This window comes from Pseudomonas akapageensis, from assembly GCF_011355085.1.
In the GTDB taxonomy this organism is placed as follows: domain Bacteria; phylum Pseudomonadota; class Gammaproteobacteria; order Pseudomonadales; family Pseudomonadaceae; genus Aquipseudomonas; species Aquipseudomonas akapageensis.
On sequence record NZ_VXCP01000013.1, the window covers coordinates 62,776 to 81,789 of the forward strand.

Genomic DNA, 19,014 nt, shown 5'->3' on the forward strand with positions numbered 1-19,014 from the left:
GCGGGCAAGCCCGCGATGAGGCCCGCCCAATCACTACATGGCCTGCCCCGAACACACCAACAACGGCACCACCTGATCCTCATCCGTCAGTGCCCCATGGTGGCCAATCCACGCGCTCTGGACCTTCTCCATTCGGCTGCGAATAACACCGCCACGCCCCGTGGGTATGACAACCAGATCCCCGATGCGCGCTTCGGCATCGCTTTCTACCCCGCTACCAAACCACTTCGCAGCAATGGCCTCGGCTTTCGACAACACCCAAAAGTCATCACCCAGCCGGTTTTGCCAGCGCTCCCTGACCGCGTGCTCTTGATCACTGGCGGTATAGACATGCCTGGCACGAACATCGCCGTATAGCCCGATGACCCCTTCCTGCAATGCCGTGTCCTTGTCGAAGTCATGAGTGGCTTCCTTGGCCAGCGTGACCATGCCGTGGTCGGCCACAATCACCATTGCCGTTTCCCGAGGCAGGCTTTGCGAAATCGACAGTGCGAGCCGATCGACAACTTCCAGTTGCCGCAACCAGCGTTCGGACCCGGGGCCATAGCGATGGCCGCAAAAATCAAGGTCGCTGTAATAGGCATAACAAAAGGCCGGCAACTCCGACTTCAGCGCTCCCGCGATCAAGCCCGGGAAATCCCTGAAGTTGAGCGCCGCCATGACCGAACCCGCTTTGTAAATCGCCTGACTGAACGAGGAACCGGCAAATCGGCCGTCAATGACACTGCTGACGGCGATACCACCTTCATGCGCGCGCTCCCAGGCGGTTTTCTGCTTGATGAATTCCCGGGCACCGGGCGCAGCCGTTGCGCGAATTCCGGTGTTACGGGTGCCGGTCTGCCACACCAAGGGGGCAAATACGGTATTGGCATCCAGAGCGAAGGAACAACCCACTATGCCGTGCGCTCCAGAAGCATGGCCGCTGGTCAGTGAAGACAGGCTGGCGGCAGTGGTCGCCGGAAAACCCACTCGAAACGTTCGCTTGGCCTGCATCAGTGAAGCCAGAAAAGGCGCCCTGTGGGCGTGGGCCTCGAGCAGGTTCCAGCTCAATCCATCGATCAGCAGCAAGCACGTGCTATGGCTGCGCTCGACGTTGAACGCATTGCGAAAACCTGCCGCCCCCATCGAGGCGAAGATGGATTCGGACAAGTTGGCCAGGCCTGGCCAAGGTTCATCAGTCGGCCCGAGCGATTGAGAGAAACGGCCAAGTCCTTCTGACATTTCCTCATCCCTCCATAAAGCCCATGGGAGTCGCTAGGTATAACGCAACCTGTTCGATAAGCGAACAGAAAATACACCAGGGCTTGGCATTCGATTGACTGAATTAACTAGTTAGTACAATTTATTCACAACCACTCCCCGCCCTCTCAAAAACAACAGCGGAGTTTCAAGATGAGTCGTACTGTCCTGGTGCTCAACGGCCCCAACCTCAACATGCTCGGCACCCGCGAGCCCACCACCTACGGCCACGAAACCCTGGCTGATATCTCCAGCCTGTGCCGCCAGACCGCCGATGAGCTGGAGCTGAACCTCGAATTTCGCCAGACCAACCACGAAGGCGAACTGATCGACTGGATTCATCAGGCTCGCACTCGCTGCGCGGCGATCGTGATCAACCCGGCGGCCTGGACCCACACCTCGGTGGCCATCCGCGATGCCCTGGTGGCCAGTGAGCTACCGGTGATCGAAGTGCATATCTCCAATGTGCATGCCCGGGAAAAATTCCGCCACCACAGCTTTGTCTCGGCCATCGCCGTGGCGGTGCTGTGCGGCTTCGGCGTGCAGGGCTATCGCATGGCCTTGCAGCATGTCGGCCATTTGTTGAACGCCAAGGGATGAAGACCATGCCTACACAACCAAGTATCCTCGCCGGCCTGATCGGCGCCGGCATCCAGGCTTCGCGCACCCCCGCCCTGCATGAACGCGAAGGCGCGGCGCAAGGGATGAGCTACGTCTACCGGCTCATCGACCTGGACCAGCTCAAGCTCGATTGCAGTGCACTCGAAGAGCTGCTGACGGCGGCCGAGCGCATGAGTTTTACCGGGCTGAACATTACCTTCCCGTGCAAACAGGCAATCATCCCGCTGCTCGACGAATTGTCACAGGAGGCTCGTGGAATCGGCGCGGTGAATACCGTGGTGCTCAAGGACGGCAAACGCGTCGGCCATAACACTGACTGCCTGGGCTTTGCCGAGGGCTTTCGCCGGGGCTTGCCCGACGTGCCGCGCGCGCGCGTGGTGCAGATGGGCGCTGGCGGTGCCGGAGCTGCGGTGGCTCATGCGCTGCTCAGCGAAGGCGTGGGCCAACTGAGCATCTTCGATGTGGACAGCGAGCGCGCCCAGACCCTGGCCGACAATCTGAACCAACACTTCGAAGGCAGCCGGGCCCGGGTCGGCACCGATCTGGCCAGCACCCTGGAAGCCGCCGACGGCCTGGTCAACACCACCCCGATGGGCATGGCCAAGCTGCCGGGCATGCCGGTACCCAAGACGCTGTTGCGCCCCGCGCTCTGGGTTGCCGAGATTGTGTACTTCCCACTGGAAACCGAACTGCTGCGCGAAGCCCGCGCCCTGGGCTGCCGGACCTTGAACGGTGGCACCATGGCGGTCTTCCAGGCGGTCAAGGCTTTCGAGCTGTTCAGTGGCTGCAGCGCCAATGCCCAACGCATGATCGGGCATTTCAACAGCTTCGATGCCTGAGGCCGGGTTTATGCCTGCAAGTAGCGCAATACCGAATCGCAGATCATCTCGCGATGGCGCTGCTTGATTTCCTCATCGACGAAATCCACCTGGAAGATCTCGCCAAAGGTGTGCCGGTTCGACACCCGGTAGAAACAGAATGAGCTGATCAACAGGTGGACATCCAGCGCCTGGAGCCCCAAGCGGAACACACCCTGCTCGGCGCCGCGCGCAAGGATCTCATCAAGGGCGTTGAGCACGGTCTTGTTCATGGTGCGGATCGCCTCGGACTTCTTGACGAACTCGCCGTTGTGCATGTTTTCGTTGCAGACGATGCGCACGAAATCGACGTTGCGATCATGGTGATCGAAGGTGAACTCCACCAGGCGGCGCATGCCTTCGCGCGGCTCGAGCTCGGCCAGGTGCAGGCTGCCTTCGGTGCGGCGGATATCGCCGTAGAGTTTTTCCAGCACCTCGACATACAACTGCTCCTTGCTGCCGAAGTAGTAGTAGATCATGCGCTTGGAGGTATTCGTGCGCTCGGCGATCGCGTCCACGCGCGCGCCGGCCAGCCCTTGCTGGACGAATTCGGTAATCGCCGCCTGGAGAATATTCTCGCGGGTTTTTTCCGGATTGTTCTTGCGGCTCTTGCGAGGTGTCTCGGCGGGTTCGGCTGAGAGAACGGGCGTTGTCGTCATACTGGGCTCACGGCCATCGATAAACAGCGGCAATTATGGGGCCGATGGCGTAGCGAAGGAAGCCTGAAGCAATATCAGCCCCAGGCTCCGTTGTTTCAACGCAGATCCCTACAGTTTCGCGTGGCGCAGGCCACCATTGCGGGCCTTGGCCATGGCTGCCAGGCGCACGGCAACGTTGGCCGCGCCATAGCCGGCATAGCCATTGCGCCGCTGCAGCACTTCAAAGAAGAAGCGCTCCTCGAAAGCCTCGGTATACACGTGGAACAGCTCGCCACCCTGGGCATCGCGGTCATACAGCACATTGTAATAGGCCAGCTCGCTGAGAAACTCATCATCAAAATCAAAGCGGGCGGCAAGATCGTCGTAGTAGTTCAGCGGGATATCGAGCAAGTCCAGCCCCGCCTCCTTGGCCTGGCGTACGGCGGCAAAGATGTCGTCGCATTCAAAGGCGATGTGGTGAACACCCGAGCCGCGATAGCTGGACAACGCATGAGAAATCGCCGTATTGCGGTTCTCGGAGATATTCAGCGGCAGGCGAATCGAACTGCAGCGGCTGCGCAGGGCGCGGCTCTTGACCAGGCCATAAGGGTCCGGCAGCACCACTTCGTCGTCGGCTTCGAAATCCAGCAGGCTCTTGTAGAACAGCACCCAGCTGTCGAGGCTGTCGGCCGGCAATGCCATGGCCATGTGGTCGATGCGCTTGAGGCCGACCGGGCTGGCCGAAACTGGCGTCAGGCTGAAGTCGGTTTCGTAGATGGTACGGCCTTCAGCATCCTGGTCGACCAGGTAGATCAAGCTACCATCGGGCGCACGTACCGCCGCCAACTCACGCTCGTTCGGCCCTACCAGGCCACGGTACGGCTGGCCGTGAAACGCCACCGCCCGCTCCAGTGCCTGAGCGCTGTCCTTGACCCGAATGGCCGTGGCGCACAACGAAGGGCCGTGGGCCTCATAAAAGTTATGGGCAAAGGAATAGGGTTCGGAGTTGAGAATCAGGTTGATATCGCCCTGGCGCAGCAGGCTCACGTTCTTGGAGCGATGCTGCCCCGCCCTGGCGAAGCCCAGGCGCTCCAGCCAGGTGCCGAGCTTGGCACCGAGGGTTTCGTCCACGGCAAACTCGAGGAATTCGACTCCGTCGTAGCTGCTGGCCGCAGGTGGGGCAAACAAAGGGTCGAGCGAAACAATGGGCTGAGCTTGTTGCTCGAGCAACTGCCGGGTCTTTTCCTCAAGGTACAACAGCGAACGCAGGCCATCGGCGGCATTGGCCCGCGGCGGCGCGGCGCGGAAGCCGTCGTTGAAGATTTCCAGCGACAGAGGCCCGTTGTAACCGGTCTGGATGATCGGCGCGAGAAAGCCCGGCAGGTCGAATTCGCCCTGGCCGGGGAAGCATCGAAAGTGTCGGCTCCACTCCAGCACGTCCATCGCCAGGATCGGGGCGTCGGCCATCTGCACGAAGAAGATCTTGTCGCCGGGGATCTCGCGGATCGCACTCGGATCGCCTTTGAGCGACAAGGTGTGGAAACTGTCGAGAATCATGCCCAGGTTCGGGTGGTCGGCCTGCCGGACGATGTCCCAGACCTGCTGGTACGTGTTGACGTGCCGCCCCCAGGCCAAGGCCTCGTAGCCGATGCGCAGGCCACGCTGGCCAGCGTGTTCGGCCAGCAGGCGGAGGTCGTCGACCAGCACCTGCCGGTCGCCCAGCGAATCACCGGAGGCGTTGCTGCACACCAGCACCAGGTCGGTGCCGAGCTCCTGCATCAAGTCGAACTTGCGCTCGGCCCGCTCAAGATTTCGCGACAGGCGGTTGCGCGGGCAGCCCTCGAAATCACGAAACGGCTGGAACAGCGTGATCGCGATGCCAAGGTCGGCACAACGCTGGCGAATCTCGCGAGGGCTGCCGTCGTAGTAGAGAAGGTCGTTCTCGAAGATCTCGACCCCGTCAAAACCGGCGGCGGCTATGGCTTCGAGCTTTTCCGGCAGGGTACCGCTCAAGGAAACGGTGGCAATCGAACGCTGCATCTTATGACTCCAGTAGGCGTAGGCGCGGCCCAGGTAGGAGAATTATTGGCGGGAGAATGTTATACCTCAACCAAATTGTACGAACCAGTTAGTTTTGTGTGCGATTATCGACCAGAATGCGGCTTGGCGAATTGACGGTTTTTCGCTCGATGCCCAACATCTTCACCCATAGGACAAGCATTCAAAGGGCCACAAGCTCCTTGGAAATTGTCAGGACCGAAACAGCTGTACCCCAGCGTCACCAAACCCAGGTTTGACCATAAACATAAAAATTCGGGTAAACGCTCATGCATACATTCAATGCTTCGCCCCACTGCTCCTTGCCTCTGCATTCGCCAGCCGCGCGAACGCTTTTCGCTCATCGACGCCTCGAAGGCTGACCGGTATTGCACAGCTGTTGGTTGGGTTCACGTCGTCTTCCAGGTAACGCCCGGAACCGATGATTCCCGGTCAGCGAGCCAACCCCTGCCCTGTCTGAATCACCCCAGGCCGCTTGCATGACGCAGCGCGGTCAGACAGGCCCTGCACTCGCAAAACGTGCAACAAGGGTTTGGCTTGAGACCTGTCGAAGTCCGATAACTGGCTCGATGCCAGCGTCACGAAACGGATGGCCATAATAAAATGATCCACACTCAAAGCTCCTCCCAGGCACAGACCATGGTTACCCCTCAAGCCGGTATCGGCGACAAGATCCGTGGTGCCATGGCGGTCGGCAAAACCCGCTGGGCGATGCTCGCCCTGGTGTTCTTCGCCACCACCCTGAACTACATCGACCGCGCCGCCCTCGGGGTCATGCAACCGATCCTGGCCAAGGAAATGAGCTGGACGGCGATGGACTACGCCAACATCAACTTCTGGTTCCAGGTTGGCTACGCCATCGGCTTCGTGCTGCAGGGCCGGTTGATCGACCGGGTCGGGGTCAAGCGCGTGTTCTTCTGCGCAGTGCTGCTCTGGAGCTTGGCGACCGGTGCTCATGGCCTGGCCACTTCGGCGGTCGGCTTCATGGTCTGCCGGTTCATTCTCGGCCTGACTGAAGCGGCCAACTACCCGGCGTGCGTCAAGACCACCCGGTTGTGGTTCCCGGCAGGCGAGCGTGCCGTTGCGACCGGTATCTTCAATGCCGGGACCAACGTCGGTGCGATGTTCACGCCGATGCTGCTGCCATTGATCCTGAGCGTCTGGGGCTGGCAAGCGGCATTCGTGTCCATGGCTTGCCTGGGACTGATCTGGGTCACCTTCTGGGGCCTGAAGTATTTCAACCCGGAAAATCACCCGAGCGTGACCAAGGCCGAGCTCGATTACATCCAGAAGGAAGTCGAACCTGAGCAGACTCGCGTACCGTTCTCACGAATCCTGCGCATGCGCGGCACCTGGGCATTCGCTCTGGCCTATGCAATCACGGCACCCGTGTTCTGGTTCTATCTGTACTGGCTGCCGCCGTTCCTGAACCAGCAATACAGCCTGGGCATCAACGTCACCCAGATGGGCATCCCGTTGATCATCATCTACCTGAGTGCCGACTTCGGCAGCGTCGGCGGCGGCATTCTGTCTTCGTTCCTGATCGGGCGTGGCATGGCACCGGTTAAGGCGCGCTTGCTGTCGATGTTGCTGTTCGCAGCCACCATTGTCAGCGTGATTTTCGCAGCAGGTGCCAGCAGCCTGTGGGTCGCTGTTCTGGCGATTTCCCTGGCCATCGCCGCGCATCAGGCCTGGACCGCCAACATCTGGAGCCTGGTGATGGACTACACGCCCAAGCACATGATGAGCACAGTGTTTGGTTTCGGCGGGATGGTCGCTGCAATCGGCGGCATGTTCATGACCCAGCTGGTCGGTTACATCCTGACCACGACCCATAACAACTACACCGTGCTGTTCACCATGATTCCGGCGATGTACTTCATCGCGCTGGTGTGGATGTACTTCATGGCGCCGCGCAAGGTGCCTCGTATCGAGGATTGATCGGCTGTAGAACCCTGTAGCCGCTGCCGTAGGCTGCGCTGGGGCCGCAAGGCCCCCCGATCCTGCGCCCGCTTCGCGCGCGAGCGCAGCCTGCGGCAGCGGCTACACCGACTTTCTGCGTTGCAACCAGGCCGCCGCCAGGCCGCTGAGGCAAATCACCGCAATCCCGAGCAGCGTCGTCAGCTCCGGCGTATGGGAAAAGATCAACAACCCCAACAGCCCGGCAAAGACAATCTGGCAATAACCGAACGGCGCCAGCAGGGCCGGTGGCGCATGCCGGAAGGCCTGGGTCAGAAACAGATGCGCCAGCATTCCGCACGTCCCCAAGGCCAGCATCAGAAGCCCATGAAACAGGCTCGGCATTTGCCAGAAGAACGGCACCAGCGCACTCATCACCAGCGTGTTGAACAACCCCGCAAAAAAATTGCTGGTAGTCGGGCTGTCCACTTCGCTGAGCTTGCGTGTAAGGATCTGATAGAAGCAAAAGCACAGCGCCGAACCCAACGGCAACAGGATGGCTGGCGTGAACAACTCCCCCCCTGGATGCACAATCACCACCACCCCGATAAAGCCCGTCAGCACCGCCAGCCACTGGCCGGTGCTGACCCGTTCACCCAGCAACGGCACAGACAAGGCTGTCACCATCAAAGGCGCGAGAAAGTTGACGGCAGTCGCTTCGGCCAAGGGGATGTACTGCAAGCCGGAGATGAACAACAGGCTGGTGCCGAGCAGGCAGGTCGCCCGCAACGCCTGCAGCGCAGGCTTGCGCGAGCGCAACACACTCAAGCCGGAGCGTGGCAGGAATATGCCCATCATCAGCAGGGTATGGGCGACATAACGCGCCCATATCACCAGCATGACGGGGTAAAAACCGGTGAGGTATTTCGACAGCGCATCGTGGCTGGAGAACAGGAAGGTCGCGACCACGACCAACACAATGCCCTTGAACGGTTGGCTGACACCGGCGAGCGATGTGCTGGAGGTGGTCATCGGTAACTCTTGAAGGTGAAGGATCAGAGGTGGGTCAACAGCGCCCGTGTCTTGTCGATGGCCAGTTGTGCACGCTCAAGCGCGCTGACGCCCTGTTCGAGCAACTGCACGGTGGGAATTTCCAGGCTCAGCGGCAAGCCTGGTGGTAGATTGCGCAGCAACCCAAGCAGGTCGCAATCACCTTCGCCGGGGAAGCGCCGCTCGTTGCGCGCCTGGCGCAGGATTTCATCCATGTCATCCGGACGCGGACCCGCCACATCGCACAGTTGCACATAGCGCGTGCCTGCGGCCGGCAAGCGACGCAGGTCTTCCAGGCGTGAGCCGGAACGGTTGAAGTGGAAGGCATCGACCAGGACACAACCATTCTCCCGGCCGGCGCTCTCGACGATACGCATGGCCTGGACCAGGTCCCTGGCGTCGGTCCAGGGCATGAACTCCAGGTGCGGGTGCAGGCCATACTGCGCGGACAGATCGCACAGGGCCGCGAAGTTCTCGGTCTGGCGTTGTTCATCTGGATCGTTGCCGGCTACCAGCAGTTCGCTCGCGCCGAACTCGGCGCCGACCGCCAGCAGCGCTTCGAAATCGCTGACGCGGGTGTGCGGCTTCAGGCGCAGGATTTCCACGTCCAGGACCTTGATGCCAGTGTCACGCAAGCGCGCAGCCGTCTGCCGACGCAGGTCGGCATCCGTGACCAAGGGGAAGTGCCTTTCTTCCGCAGTGGCGGGTTCCAGACGCAGCCCGACATGGCTATAACCGGCGCGGGCGGCGACCTCGACCATTTCCGGGGGCGACAATTCCAGGACGGTCAGGGCCGCCAGGGACAGGATTCGTTGACTCATGGGTGCTCCGTGGCGCCGAGCAGGGCAATCCGGAGGGGTGCGTTCAAGGCGGCGATCCTCTTGGTTGTTGTTATCTCCTTTTTTATTTAGAACTTAGTTCCAATTTCATGCAAGGGGAAAATTTCGGGCGAAAAAAATGGCAACGCTGAGGCTGCCATTCGTATTTGCGACTGCTTTGCGGTCGATCGCTGGCAAGCCAGCTCCCACAGAGAAGTTCCTGATAACTTTGTGGGAGCTGGCTTGCCAGCGATGAGGTCCGATCAGCCACTAAAGAGCTCAGAAGCAGGACTCGCCCCCGACAACTCCGTCGCCGCCCCCAACAACAGCGGCGCCAGCTGGTGCATACGCTCCTCCGGCATCCGCGCCGTCGGCCCGGCAACACTGAGCACCCCAACCACATGCCCAGCCAGCGGATGCCGCACCACCGCCGCCAACGCCGAGGTCCCGACCGCCGAGCTTTCCACCACCCAGGCATAGCCATGTTCGCGGGCGATACGCAGGCGTTCGAGCAGCTCGGCATTGGAGGCCGGGGCATTGGGGCCGAAGTCCTCGCGATTGGCAATGCCCTGCTTCTCCACCAGCACCAAGGCTTGCGCATCACTCATGCTGGCCAGCCAGGCGTGCCCGGAAGCGGTGTAGAACAATGGCGCATCGCGCCCCATGTCGGGGTCGTAACGCAGGCCCGAACGGGCGCCCTGGGATTTGGCGATCCAGGTCTGGCGCTCGCCGTCGATTACCCCAAGGCGAACCAGTTCACCGGTTTCCCGGGCCAGCTGGTCAAGGATCGGCTGGACGATATCCGCCCCGCTGCTGGCCAGATAGCGAAAGCCCATGGCAACCAGTTTGGTACTCAGGTGATATCGACTGTTCTCCGGGTTCTGGCGTACATAACCCAACCGCATCAGTTCGCCGAGCATGCGGTGCGTGGCGCTCTTGGGGATGTCCAGCTGCTCCGCGAGCGTCTGCATGGGCAGACCGCGAGGGTCGCTGGTAAGGCTTTCGAGAAGACTGAAAGCGCGTTCGATCTGACTGCCGGCCATGGTCATTGATCCTGAAAATTTTGCCGATTCTAAAGAGCGCCGGCCAAAGCGCAAACACTGTCCGATCTTCGCACAGTTTTGTATTTCACCCTGTTGGCGACTCGAACTATCGGGCCATAGAATATAGAATCTAGTTCCATTATTACAAAACTATTGTGAGGTTCATTCCATGCCGTGCACAAACACAGTGGACTGCGATGTCCTGGTCATTGGCTCGGGAGCGGCAGGCTTGTCGGCGGCAGTGACAACTGCGTGGCATGGGCAAAAGGTCATAGTCGTGGAAAAGGACCCCGTGTTTGGCGGTGCCACAGCCTGGTCCGGCGGCTGGATGTGGGTGCCGTGCAATCCACTGGCCCGGCGCGCCGGAATCGTCGAAGATCGCTCGCTGCCGCGTACCTACCTTGAACATGAACTGGGCGCGCAGTTCAATCCGGCCATGATCGACGCTTTCCTCGAAGCCGCGCCGAACATGGTGTCGTTTTTCGAAAAGCATACGGCATTGCAGTTTGCCGACGGCAATGCCATCGCCGACATCCATGGCGACACGCCAGGCGCCGGCACCGGTGGGCGTTCGGTCATCGCCGCGCCGTACAACGCCCGCAAGCTCGGCAAATTGCTCGGGCGCTTGCGCAAGACCCTGCGCGAGACCTCCTTCATGGGCATGCCGATCATGGCCGGCCAGGACCTGACGGCCTTCCTGACCCTGACCCGCTCCTGGCGCTCCTTCCTTCATGTAACCAAGCGTTTTGGCAAGCACCTGTACGACCTGGCGCTCAAGGGCCGCGCCCTGCATCTGGTCAATGGTGTCGCACTGGTCGCCCGTCTGGCCAAATCGGCCGAAGACCTGGGCGTTCTGCTGTGGGAATCGGCGCCGGCCAAACGCCTGATCCATGAAAACGACCGAGTGACGGGTGCCGAAATCGAAACCGCGCGCGGCTTGATCACGATCAAGGCGCGCAAGGCCGTGGTGCTGGCCGCGGGTGGCTTTGCCAATGACATCGAACGACGCAAGGCGATGTTCCCGCGTACGCCCACCGGCCATGAACACCTGGCCCTGCCGCCCTTGGCTGTCAGCGGCGATGGCCTGCGCCTGGGCGAAAGCGTCGGTGGCAGGGTCGCCGATGATCTTGTCTCACCGGTCGCCTGGGCACCGGTGTCGAAGGTGCCTTACAACGATGGCAGCCATGGCCACTTTCCGCACATCATCGAACGCGGCAAACCCGGCATCATCGGCGTACTGGCCAATGGCAAACGCTTCGTCAACGAAGCCAATGGTTACTACGACTACGTCGCGGCCATGGTCGCCGCTGCACCGGGCGATGAAGTGGCATCCTGGCTGATTTGCAGCCACAGGTTCCAGCGTCGCTACGGCCTGGGCATTTCCCGCCCCTTCCCGCTGCCCGTCGCCCCCTTCATTCGCTCCGGTTACCTGAAGACCGGCGAGACCATCGAAGCGCTGGCCAGCGCCTGCGGCATCGATCCGTTCGGGCTGAGCAAGACCGTTGCCGAGTACAACCGCCATGCCCGCCTGGGCGAAGACCCTGAGTTCGGTCGCGGCTCGACCCCTTACAACCGCAAGCAGGGTGACGCGCTGCATGGCCCGAACCCGTGCGTCGCGCCCATCGAACAGGGGCCGTTCTATGCCGTCAAAGTCGAACCGGGCTGCTTCGGCACCTTCGCCGGGCTCAAGACCAATGAGCACGCCCAGGTAGTGGATGACAAAGAGCGGCCGATCGAGGGGCTCTACGCCGTCGGCACCGACATGGCCAGCATCATGGGCGGCCATTACCCGGCCGGCGGCATCAATCTTGGTCCAGCCGCGACCTTCGGCTACATCGCCGGGCGCCATATCGCCGGTGTCACCGCCTACGAATAACCCATCACTGAGTGACCGGCACTTCGACACGGCGGCTGGATACAACAACAAAGCTGCCGTAGGCAAAGCGTTGGCCGAATCGCCGGTGCCACACGAGCATGTCCTGGTACTTTCTCGCCTTCGTCCACTAATCAGGTCGGCTGCTCATCTCCTTATTCTTTCGATTTGGCCCTGATACACCCATCCCCACTTCGCGACAACCCTTAGTTCTGATAGTTACCGAGCCAACGTCGATTGACATACAGTCACCGCTCGCAGTCAGGTAAACCTGCCTGATTGTAAGGACAGCTGAAAATGAAGGGATACATACCATGAAAATCGACAAGTTTACTCCACAAGACTCCACAACTCGCGCAAACCAAATCATTCGATTCGAGGGCACTATCCGTCAAATTGCCTACAGCCCAGATGGCGCCAGAATATATGCAGCAGGCAGTAAGTCCCTCAACATTGCGAATGTAGCAAACGGCAAGGTGGAGCAAATTATTGATGTCAACGACGAAATCAACAGTTTAGCTGTATCGGCAAATGGTCGTCATGTCTATATAGGTGCGCAAAAAGAGATCGCAATTCTCAACACCCTCACGAATACGGTGGAAACTCGTATTCCTTTTGACGCCCTTGTACGTCGCGTTGCAATCTCTCCAAACGGTCAACGCGTCGTAGCCTGTCTGGGCCCCCACAGCATGTCCTCGGTCGCCATCATCGATCCTGCCACACAATTGGTGATCGCCACGATTGCGGTACAGCACGCCTCGGAGTACGTCGCGCTGAGCCCGGATAGCAACTTGGCCTATATTATCGGCAACGGACATCTCTCGGTCGTTGATATTGAAAATCAAAAGGTGGTCAAATCCATTGCCGCCCGCCCTAACGTACTCGGTGTTGCGATCACTCCAGACGGGAGCGCAGTTTACATTGCAGGCGTAACCCCGAACAATGTCCAGGTTATCAACACACTTACTTACGAAACAACTACTGTCGAAGGCTTTAACTTACCAACTGATTTCGCGTTCAGCACCGATGGCTTGAATGCCTATGTATGTGACAGGAACGACCGTGAGATAAAGATCATAGATACCCGCCACTATGAAATCGTCGATAGCATTCGTATTACCTCAGGGACCCAGCCCTGGCAGTGCGCGATTAGCCCAGACGGTGGTTTTATCGCTGTCGGTCTTCCAGAGGCTGTCGAGATCATTCCCCTCCCCTCAATTGTTTAGTCGGCAATAGATACGCCGCACAGGAAAAAACAGGCCCAAAGGTCAAGAACCTGAGGGCCTGCTTCCATTACATTGCGTTGCTGGGTGAGAACTCAGAAATCGAAAAACACCGTCTCGCCTTCCCCCTGAATCCGGATATCAAACTGATAAGCCAGCTTGCCATTCACTTCGCACCGCCGGGCCACCAACGTCTCGCGGCGCTGGGGTTGTTCGATCAGGTTCAGCACCGGGCACTTGGCATTGGCCTCACCTTCATCATCGAAGTACAACCGCGTCTGCAGGTGGATGTTGATGCCGCGAGCGAACAGGGTCACGTTGATATGCGGTGCCATCGGCACGCCGGCGGCGTTGTTCACGACGCCCGGCTTGATGGTTTGCAGGGTCCACTCGCCAGCGTCGAAGGTGGTCGCGGTGCGGCCGAAGCTGTTGAACGGCTTTTCCAGGTTGTAGTCGCTGTCGTAGCGGCCAGCATGGTCGGCTTGCCAGAACTCCAGGAAGGAATCGCGCACCAGATGGCCGTTGCCGTCGTACACGTTGCCGAACACCAGGATGTGCTCCCCCGGCGCGCCCGGCTTGGCCATCTGGTTCCAGATTTCCGCATCGCGGGTCGGGTTACCGGCGGCTTCCAGCGCCAGGCCGATGTGGACGTAGGGGCCGGCAGTCTGCGAGGGGGTTTCAGGCAGCAATTCAATAGGCATTGGCGTTGCTCCTCAGCAGTTTTCGAAGTGAGTCTTGCGCTGGCCGCGCAGGATGATGTCGAAGCGATAGGCCAGACAATCCATAGGATTGGCATTGCCCATGTCGAGCTTGGCGATAAGGCTCTGCACCGCTTCGGGGTTGGCGATCGATTTGACGATCGGGCACATCGGAATCAGCGGGTCGCCTTCGAAATACAGCTGGGTAATCAGGCGGGTCGAGATCGACGGGCCGCTGATCGAGAAATGAATGTGCGCCGGACGCCAGTCGTTCGGGCCATTACGCCATGGGTACGGTCCCGGCTTGATGGTGCGGAAGCTGTAGTAGCCCTCGCTGTCGGTCAGGGCGCGACCGACGCCGCCGAAGTTCGGGTCCAGCGGTGCCAGGTAACGGTCGTTCTTGTGGCGGTAGCGGCCACCGGCGTTGGCTTGCCACATTTCCACAAGGGTATGCGGGATCGGCTTGCCGTACTGATCGCAGACGCGGCCCGCAACGATGATGCGTTCGCCGATCGGCAAGCCGCCATTGTTGAAGTTCAACAGCAGGTCATTGTCATGCTGGCCGAATTTCAGGTGCGAGAAATCCGGGCCGGTGGTTTCGCTGGCAGATTGCGGGATGCTGACCAGTGCCTGGCGCGGGGAACGGGCGATGGACGTCTTGTAGTCGGGAGTCAAGGCTTTGGGATGCCAGTTCCGATCACGGATGATGAAGCGACTGGTGTCTGCTGAAGACATGTCGTTCTCCTGTTATTGGATTTTTGGAGGGCCTTTCCAGGCGGGGTGAGATCAGTGTCTGGCAATCGGCGCTGATCGAATACTGAAAAGAAGCCCTTCATTCATAACCATATGGTTATCCAACTCCAGCGCTCCGACACATCCAATGGCCATGGACTACCCTTTAGCTTCAGGCCGTACTCGAAACAAGGACCCAAGAGGAATCCTCCATGCTTTGGAAGAAAGGCAGACGCAGCGACAACGTGGAAGACGTTCGCGGCGATGGCGGTATGGGCGGTGGCGGCGGCATGCGCATGGGCGGCAAGGGTTTGAGCCTGACCGCCGTGGTGGTGATCGTCGGCATCGGCCTGCTGACAGGGCAAGACCCGATGCAGATCCTCGGCCAATTGACCGGCCAGATGGGCCAGCAGACGGCACCGGTCGATAGCGGCCCGGGCAAGCCGCCGCCGGCCAATGATGAACAGGCCGAATTCGTGCGCAGCATCCTGGGTGACACCGAAGACACCTGGCGGCAGATCTTTCAGCAAGGCGGCAAGCAGTACAAGGACCCGATCCTCAAACTCTTCAGCGGGCAGGTGAACTCCGCCTGTGGGTTCGCCACCTCGGCCACCGGCCCCTTCTACTGCCCGGCCGACCAGGTGGTGTATCTGGACATGGAGTTCTTCCAGGAGATGGAGCAACGTTTCAAGGCAGCCGGCGATTTTGCCCAGGCCTACGTGATTGCCCATGAAGTCGGTCATCACGTGCAGACCCTGCTCGGCGTCTCGGCCCGGGTCCAGTCCGCGCGCCAGCGCGGTGAACGCATGGAAGGCGACAATGGCTTGCTGGTACGTCAGGAGCTGCAGGCGGACTGCCTGGCGGGCGTCTGGGCCTACCAGGCGCAGAAACGTCTCAACTGGCTGGAACCCGGCGATGTCGAGGAAGCCTTGAATGCGGCCAACGCCATCGGCGATGACCGCTTGCAGCAGCAGGGTCGCGGTCGCGTGGTACCCGATTCATTTACTCACGGCACCTCGGCCCAGCGTGTGCGCTGGTTCAAGACCGGTTTCGCCCAGGGTCAGGTCACCCAGTGCGATACCTTTGGGGCCGCAACCCTGTAATCAGCCCAGCAGGCGTGACAAGGCTCGGCAATCGGCGGCGTGCCAATCGGTCAGTTCTGGCCAGGGATTGTCCGGCAGGTTGACCAGCACGGTGTGAGTACCGGCGGCACGCCCACAGTCCAGGTCGAAGCGATAGTCGCCGACCATCACCATGGAGCTGGTCGGAACCTCCCAGGCCTGGGCCAGCTTCAGCAGACCACCCGGATGGGGCTTGGGCGGCGCTTCATCACGGCCCAGCACATCGGCGGCGGCAAAGCAGTCGGCAATGCCGATGGCCTCCAGGGTGATATGCGCCAACTCCCGCGCATTGCGCGTGAGAATGCCAAGGCGGCAGCCGCGGCCGGCCAATTCACGCACCAACTCCACAGCCCCGACCGCAGGTCGCGAGGCCACCGCCAGGTCGCGCTCATGCTCCAGCAACCAGGCGTGCTTGGCCGCTGCCACATCCGCCGGCAGCGCCGCCAGGTGGGTGAGGATGTCGTGCTCGGGCGGAATGCCCAGCGCCTCGCGGATCGCGGCAAAATCATGCACGGCCACCGTCAGGGTGCCGTCCATGTCGAACACCCAGTGGCGAATGTCGGTCAGGCTCATGCCCAGTCCTTGCGATGACGGATCAAGCCTTCCTGGGCCGAGGAAGCCACCAGCTGACCGGCGCGGTTGTAGATGCTGCCACGGCAGAAACCGCGAGCATTGCCGGCCCATGGGCTGTCCATGGCATACAGCAGCCAATCGTCGGCGCGCAGGTCGTTATGGAACCACAGCGCGTGGTCGAGGCTGGCGATCTGCATATCCTTGTGCCACACCGATTTGCCGTGGGGCAGCAGCGAGGTGGTCAACAGGCCGAAGTCCGAGGCATAGGCGAGGATGTACTTGTGCAGCGCCGGCGAGTCGGCCAGCAAACCGTCGGCGCGAAACCAGGCGTACTTGATTGGATCACCGGCCACCGGGTTGTAAGGGTCTTTCTCGGTCACCGGGCGCACTTCGATCGGCTTGGCGCACAGCAACTTTTCACGCAGGTGCTCGGGCATCTGGTCGGCGATCTTTTCGAACAGTTCCAGTTCCGAGGGAAGGTTCTCCGGTCCGACGACCTGAGGCATCTGGCCCTGGTGCTCGAAACCTTCCTCGTCGTACTGAAAGGATGCACTGCAGGTAAAGATCGTCTGGCCCTTCTGCACCGCCGTCACCCGACGTGTGCTGAAGCTGCCGCCATCGCGAACCCGGTCAACCTGGTACACCACCGGCAGGCTGGCGTCACCCGGACGCAGGAAATAGCCATGCAGCGAATGCACATGACGGTTGTCTTCTACCGTCTGGCTGGCAGCCGACAGCGATTGTCCCAACACCTGGCCGCCGTACAACTGGCGAAACCCCAGGTCCTGGCTGCGCCCGCGAAACAGGTTTTCCTCGATCGGTTCCAGGCTCAGCAAATCGACCAGATCGTCCAACACGTGGCTCATTCAAGATTCTCCTAAGCATGGATACGGTGGTCACCAGGGCATGCAGCGCGAGCATCGCTCAAGCGCCACTCCCCTCCTGCGCGACCTTGGGTGAAATCATACAGCCTTTTGACTTTCAGCCATGCAAGGTCTCCAGCCATTGCGCCCGGTTGATCCGGTACAACACATGGGGCCTGAGAGGATCGTGGGCGGGCAGCCGGGGATGATCGAAGTCACCGGCAAAGTCGCGCTGCATGCCGATGGCCTGCATGACTTTCTGCGAAGGCAGGTTGCTCCAGGTGGTAAATGACACGACCTCTTCCAGCCCCAACTGACCAAAGGCGCAACGTAGAGAGGTCCACGCGGCCTCGCTGGCAAAGCCCTGCCCCCAATGCCGCCGGGCCAGGCGCCAGCCAATCTCCACCGCCGGCGTGAAGGCGGCATCGAAGCCGACGTTGAGCAGACCGGTAAAACCGATGAAGGCGCCGGTGTCATTGCGCTCCAGCGCCCACAGTCCGAAACCGTATTCAGCAAAATGCCCGCGTATTCGCCCCATTAATGCCGCACATTCCAGCCGAGTCAGGGGGGCTGGAAAATAACGCATCACCTGGGGGTCGGCGCAGAGCGCGGCAAACTCGGTCAGGTCATCGTCGTGCCACTGGCGAAGCAGCAAGCGGGCGCTTTCGAGCTCAAGAATCGGGTTCATGCTCAAGGTCCTCCGTCGATCTCAATTGAGTGTAAGCGCTGGCCTGCAAAGGGCAGCAACTGGCAAGATTCAGATCCGGGTCCCGCTTTGTAACTTCCATGCCGCTGCCACTGATCTACCACGACGACTACAGTCCGGCGTTTCCTGCCGAACACCGCTTCCCGATGGACAAATTCCGTCTGTTGCACGATCACCTGATTGACAGCGGACTGACCACCGAGCAGGCACTGCTGCGCCCGGAAATCTGCCCCGTCGACATCCTTGCCCTGGCCCATGACCCGGCCTACATCGCCCGCTACATGAACGGCGAGCTGGCACGCGAAGACCAGCGCCGCCTTGGCCTGCCCTGGAGCGAAGCCCTGGCCCGGCGCACCGTGCGCGCCGTTGGCGGTTCGCTGCTGGCGGCCGAACAGGCATTGAAGCACGGGCTGGCCTGCCACCTGGCGGGCGGCACCCATCATGCTCATTATGACCACCCGGCCGGTTTTTGCATTTTCAACGACCTGGCGGTGATCAGTCGTTACTTGCTGGAAAGCGGCCGGGTCAGTCGGGTGCTGATCTTCGACTGTGACGTTCACCAGGGCGATGGCACCGCACGCATCCTGGAAAACACCCCGGACGCCATTACCGTATCCCTGCACTGCCAGCAGAATTTTCCGGCACGCAAGGCGCAGAGCGATTGGGATATCCCTCTGCACCGGGGCATGGGCGATCACGAATACCTCAAGGTGGTCGATGATGCCCTGAACTATCTGTTACCGCTGTATAAGCCTGATCTGGTGCTGTATGACGCCGGTGTGGATGTACACAAGGATGATGCCCTGGGTTACCTGCAATTGACTGACGCAGGTGTCGCCGCCCGCGACGAAAGCGTACTGCGCCATTGCCTGGGTCGGGATATTCCAGTGGTCGGGTTGATTGGCGGGGGTTACAGCAAGGACCGGGTCGCCCTGGCCCGCCGCCACGGGATCCTGCATCACAGCGCCCAACGGGTGTGGCAAAACATGTAGTTACCCACAC

At 60.6% G+C, this 19,014-nt stretch carries 18 protein-coding genes; 7 read left to right on the forward strand and 11 right to left on the reverse strand.

Annotated features, from left to right (window positions below; genetic code table 11):
* Nucleotides 1–33 precede the first annotated feature (33 nt).
* Nucleotides 34–1,221, reverse strand: a complete 1,188-nt coding sequence (locus F2S13_RS10390; RefSeq protein ID WP_166360389.1) for an alkaline phosphatase family protein — start codon at nt 1,219–1,221, stop codon at nt 34–36.
* A gap of 171 nt (nt 1,222–1,392) precedes the next feature.
* Here F2S13_RS10390 and aroQ point away from each other — a divergent pair, with 171 nt between their 5' ends.
* The gene (gene aroQ, locus F2S13_RS10395) at nt 1,393–1,839 is read left to right on the forward strand and encodes a type II 3-dehydroquinate dehydratase (protein WP_166360390.1); all 447 of its coding nucleotides are present in this window, start codon (nt 1,393–1,395) and stop codon (nt 1,837–1,839) included.
* Nucleotides 1,840–1,844: 5 nt separating this feature from the next.
* A complete protein-coding gene (locus F2S13_RS10400) occupies nt 1,845–2,699 on the forward strand; it encodes a shikimate dehydrogenase (RefSeq protein ID WP_166360391.1) in 855 nt (284 codons plus the stop codon).
* Nucleotides 2,700–2,707: 8 nt separating this feature from the next.
* On the opposite strand, the gene F2S13_RS10405 is transcribed toward F2S13_RS10400, so the two are convergent.
* Nucleotides 2,708–3,376: a TetR/AcrR family transcriptional regulator gene (locus F2S13_RS10405; RefSeq protein WP_166360392.1), complete on the reverse strand. Its 669-nt coding sequence runs from the start codon at nt 3,374–3,376 to the stop codon at nt 2,708–2,710.
* A gap of 108 nt (nt 3,377–3,484) precedes the next feature.
* The gene (gene quiC / locus F2S13_RS10410) at nt 3,485–5,395 is read right to left on the reverse strand and encodes a 3-dehydroshikimate dehydratase QuiC (protein ID WP_166360393.1); all 1,911 of its coding nucleotides are present in this window, start codon (nt 5,393–5,395) and stop codon (nt 3,485–3,487) included.
* Between the two features lie 621 nt (nt 5,396–6,016).
* On the opposite strand from quiC, the gene F2S13_RS10415 reads away from it, so the two are divergent.
* The gene (locus F2S13_RS10415; protein ID WP_166360394.1) at nt 6,017–7,354 is read left to right on the forward strand and encodes an MFS transporter; all 1,338 of its coding nucleotides are present in this window, start codon (nt 6,017–6,019) and stop codon (nt 7,352–7,354) included.
* 102 nt (nt 7,355–7,456) lie between these two features.
* Here the strand turns inward: F2S13_RS10415 and F2S13_RS10420 are convergent, their stop codons facing one another.
* From F2S13_RS10420 to F2S13_RS10430, 3 genes are all read right to left on the reverse strand, one after another.
* Nucleotides 7,457–8,344: a DMT family transporter gene (locus F2S13_RS10420; protein ID WP_166360395.1), complete on the reverse strand. Its 888-nt coding sequence runs from the start codon at nt 8,342–8,344 to the stop codon at nt 7,457–7,459.
* Nucleotides 8,345–8,367: 23 nt separating this feature from the next.
* Nucleotides 8,368–9,183 carry a sugar phosphate isomerase/epimerase family protein gene (locus tag F2S13_RS10425; RefSeq protein WP_166360396.1) on the reverse strand — a complete coding sequence of 272 codons (816 nt, stop codon included), beginning with the start codon at nt 9,181–9,183 and terminating at the stop codon, nt 8,368–8,370.
* A gap of 260 nt (nt 9,184–9,443) precedes the next feature.
* The gene (locus F2S13_RS10430; RefSeq protein ID WP_166360397.1) at nt 9,444–10,223 is read right to left on the reverse strand and encodes an IclR family transcriptional regulator; all 780 of its coding nucleotides are present in this window, start codon (nt 10,221–10,223) and stop codon (nt 9,444–9,446) included.
* Between the two features lie 169 nt (nt 10,224–10,392).
* On the opposite strand from F2S13_RS10430, the gene F2S13_RS10435 reads away from it, so the two are divergent.
* Together F2S13_RS10435 and F2S13_RS10440 are read left to right on the forward strand one after the other, a co-directional pair.
* A complete protein-coding gene (locus F2S13_RS10435) occupies nt 10,393–12,099 on the forward strand; it encodes an FAD-dependent oxidoreductase (protein WP_166360398.1) in 1,707 nt (568 codons plus the stop codon).
* 311 nt (nt 12,100–12,410) lie between these two features.
* Complete coding sequence (locus F2S13_RS10440; protein WP_166360399.1) at nt 12,411–13,322, forward strand: WD40 repeat domain-containing protein; 912 nt, start codon at nt 12,411–12,413, stop codon at nt 13,320–13,322.
* 92 nt (nt 13,323–13,414) lie between these two features.
* On the opposite strand, the gene pcaG is transcribed toward F2S13_RS10440, so the two are convergent.
* Both pcaG and pcaH read right to left on the reverse strand, forming a co-directional pair.
* Nucleotides 13,415–14,020 (reverse strand): protocatechuate 3,4-dioxygenase subunit alpha, encoded by a 606-nt coding sequence (gene pcaG / locus F2S13_RS10445; protein ID WP_166360400.1) that lies wholly within the window; start codon nt 14,018–14,020, stop codon nt 13,415–13,417.
* 12 nt (nt 14,021–14,032) lie between these two features.
* On the reverse strand, nt 14,033–14,752 hold the full coding sequence (gene pcaH, locus F2S13_RS10450; RefSeq protein ID WP_166360401.1) for a protocatechuate 3,4-dioxygenase subunit beta: 720 nt from the start codon (nt 14,750–14,752) through the stop codon (nt 14,033–14,035).
* Between the two features lie 209 nt (nt 14,753–14,961).
* On the opposite strand from pcaH, the gene ypfJ reads away from it, so the two are divergent.
* A complete protein-coding gene (gene ypfJ / locus F2S13_RS10455) occupies nt 14,962–15,852 on the forward strand; it encodes a KPN_02809 family neutral zinc metallopeptidase (protein ID WP_166360402.1) in 891 nt (296 codons plus the stop codon).
* On the opposite strand, the gene F2S13_RS10460 is transcribed toward ypfJ, so the two are convergent.
* The 3 genes from F2S13_RS10460 to F2S13_RS10470 form a co-directional block, all read right to left on the reverse strand.
* Complete coding sequence (locus tag F2S13_RS10460) at nt 15,853–16,443, reverse strand: HAD family hydrolase (RefSeq protein WP_166360403.1); 591 nt, start codon at nt 16,441–16,443, stop codon at nt 15,853–15,855. It lies immediately after the preceding gene.
* A complete protein-coding gene (gene tesB, locus F2S13_RS10465) occupies nt 16,440–17,309 on the reverse strand; it encodes an acyl-CoA thioesterase II (RefSeq protein WP_166360404.1) in 870 nt (289 codons plus the stop codon). The genes F2S13_RS10460 and tesB overlap by 4 nt, the downstream gene beginning before the upstream one ends.
* A 115-nt stretch (nt 17,310–17,424) precedes the next feature.
* Complete coding sequence (locus F2S13_RS10470) at nt 17,425–17,994, reverse strand: GNAT family N-acetyltransferase (protein ID WP_166360405.1); 570 nt, start codon at nt 17,992–17,994, stop codon at nt 17,425–17,427.
* Nucleotides 17,995–18,092: 98 nt separating this feature from the next.
* On the opposite strand from F2S13_RS10470, the gene F2S13_RS10475 reads away from it, so the two are divergent.
* The gene (locus tag F2S13_RS10475; RefSeq protein WP_166360406.1) at nt 18,093–19,004 is read left to right on the forward strand and encodes a histone deacetylase family protein; all 912 of its coding nucleotides are present in this window, start codon (nt 18,093–18,095) and stop codon (nt 19,002–19,004) included.
* The last annotated feature ends 10 nt before the right edge of the window (nt 19,005–19,014 follow it).

Bases quoted from the DNA above. Each gene is read 5' to 3' on its own strand.
- F2S13_RS10390 (WP_166360389.1), bottom strand. From the start codon at position 1,221: ATGTCAGAAGGACTTGGCCGTTTCTCTCAATCGCTCGGGCCGACTGAT.
- aroQ (WP_166360390.1), top strand. From the start codon at position 1,393: ATGAGTCGTACTGTCCTGGTGCTCAACGGCCCCAACCTCAACATGCTC.
- F2S13_RS10400 (WP_166360391.1), top strand. From the start codon at position 1,845: ATGCCTACACAACCAAGTATCCTCGCCGGCCTGATCGGCGCCGGCATC.
- F2S13_RS10405 (WP_166360392.1), bottom strand. From the start codon at position 3,376: ATGACGACAACGCCCGTTCTCTCAGCCGAACCCGCCGAGACACCTCGC.
- quiC (WP_166360393.1), bottom strand. From the start codon at position 5,395: ATGCAGCGTTCGATTGCCACCGTTTCCTTGAGCGGTACCCTGCCGGAA.
- F2S13_RS10415 (WP_166360394.1), top strand. From the start codon at position 6,017: ATGATCCACACTCAAAGCTCCTCCCAGGCACAGACCATGGTTACCCCT.
- F2S13_RS10420 (WP_166360395.1), bottom strand. From the start codon at position 8,344: ATGACCACCTCCAGCACATCGCTCGCCGGTGTCAGCCAACCGTTCAAG.
- F2S13_RS10425 (WP_166360396.1), bottom strand. From the start codon at position 9,183: ATGAGTCAACGAATCCTGTCCCTGGCGGCCCTGACCGTCCTGGAATTG.
- F2S13_RS10430 (WP_166360397.1), bottom strand. From the start codon at position 10,223: ATGGCCGGCAGTCAGATCGAACGCGCTTTCAGTCTTCTCGAAAGCCTT.
- F2S13_RS10435 (WP_166360398.1), top strand. From the start codon at position 10,393: ATGCCGTGCACAAACACAGTGGACTGCGATGTCCTGGTCATTGGCTCG.
- F2S13_RS10440 (WP_166360399.1), top strand. From the start codon at position 12,411: ATGAAAATCGACAAGTTTACTCCACAAGACTCCACAACTCGCGCAAAC.
- pcaG (WP_166360400.1), bottom strand. From the start codon at position 14,020: ATGCCTATTGAATTGCTGCCTGAAACCCCCTCGCAGACTGCCGGCCCC.
- pcaH (WP_166360401.1), bottom strand. From the start codon at position 14,752: ATGTCTTCAGCAGACACCAGTCGCTTCATCATCCGTGATCGGAACTGG.
- ypfJ (WP_166360402.1), top strand. From the start codon at position 14,962: ATGCTTTGGAAGAAAGGCAGACGCAGCGACAACGTGGAAGACGTTCGC.
- F2S13_RS10460 (WP_166360403.1), bottom strand. From the start codon at position 16,443: ATGAGCCTGACCGACATTCGCCACTGGGTGTTCGACATGGACGGCACC.
- tesB (WP_166360404.1), bottom strand. From the start codon at position 17,309: ATGAGCCACGTGTTGGACGATCTGGTCGATTTGCTGAGCCTGGAACCG.
- F2S13_RS10470 (WP_166360405.1), bottom strand. From the start codon at position 17,994: ATGAACCCGATTCTTGAGCTCGAAAGCGCCCGCTTGCTGCTTCGCCAG.
- F2S13_RS10475 (WP_166360406.1), top strand. From the start codon at position 18,093: ATGCCGCTGCCACTGATCTACCACGACGACTACAGTCCGGCGTTTCCT.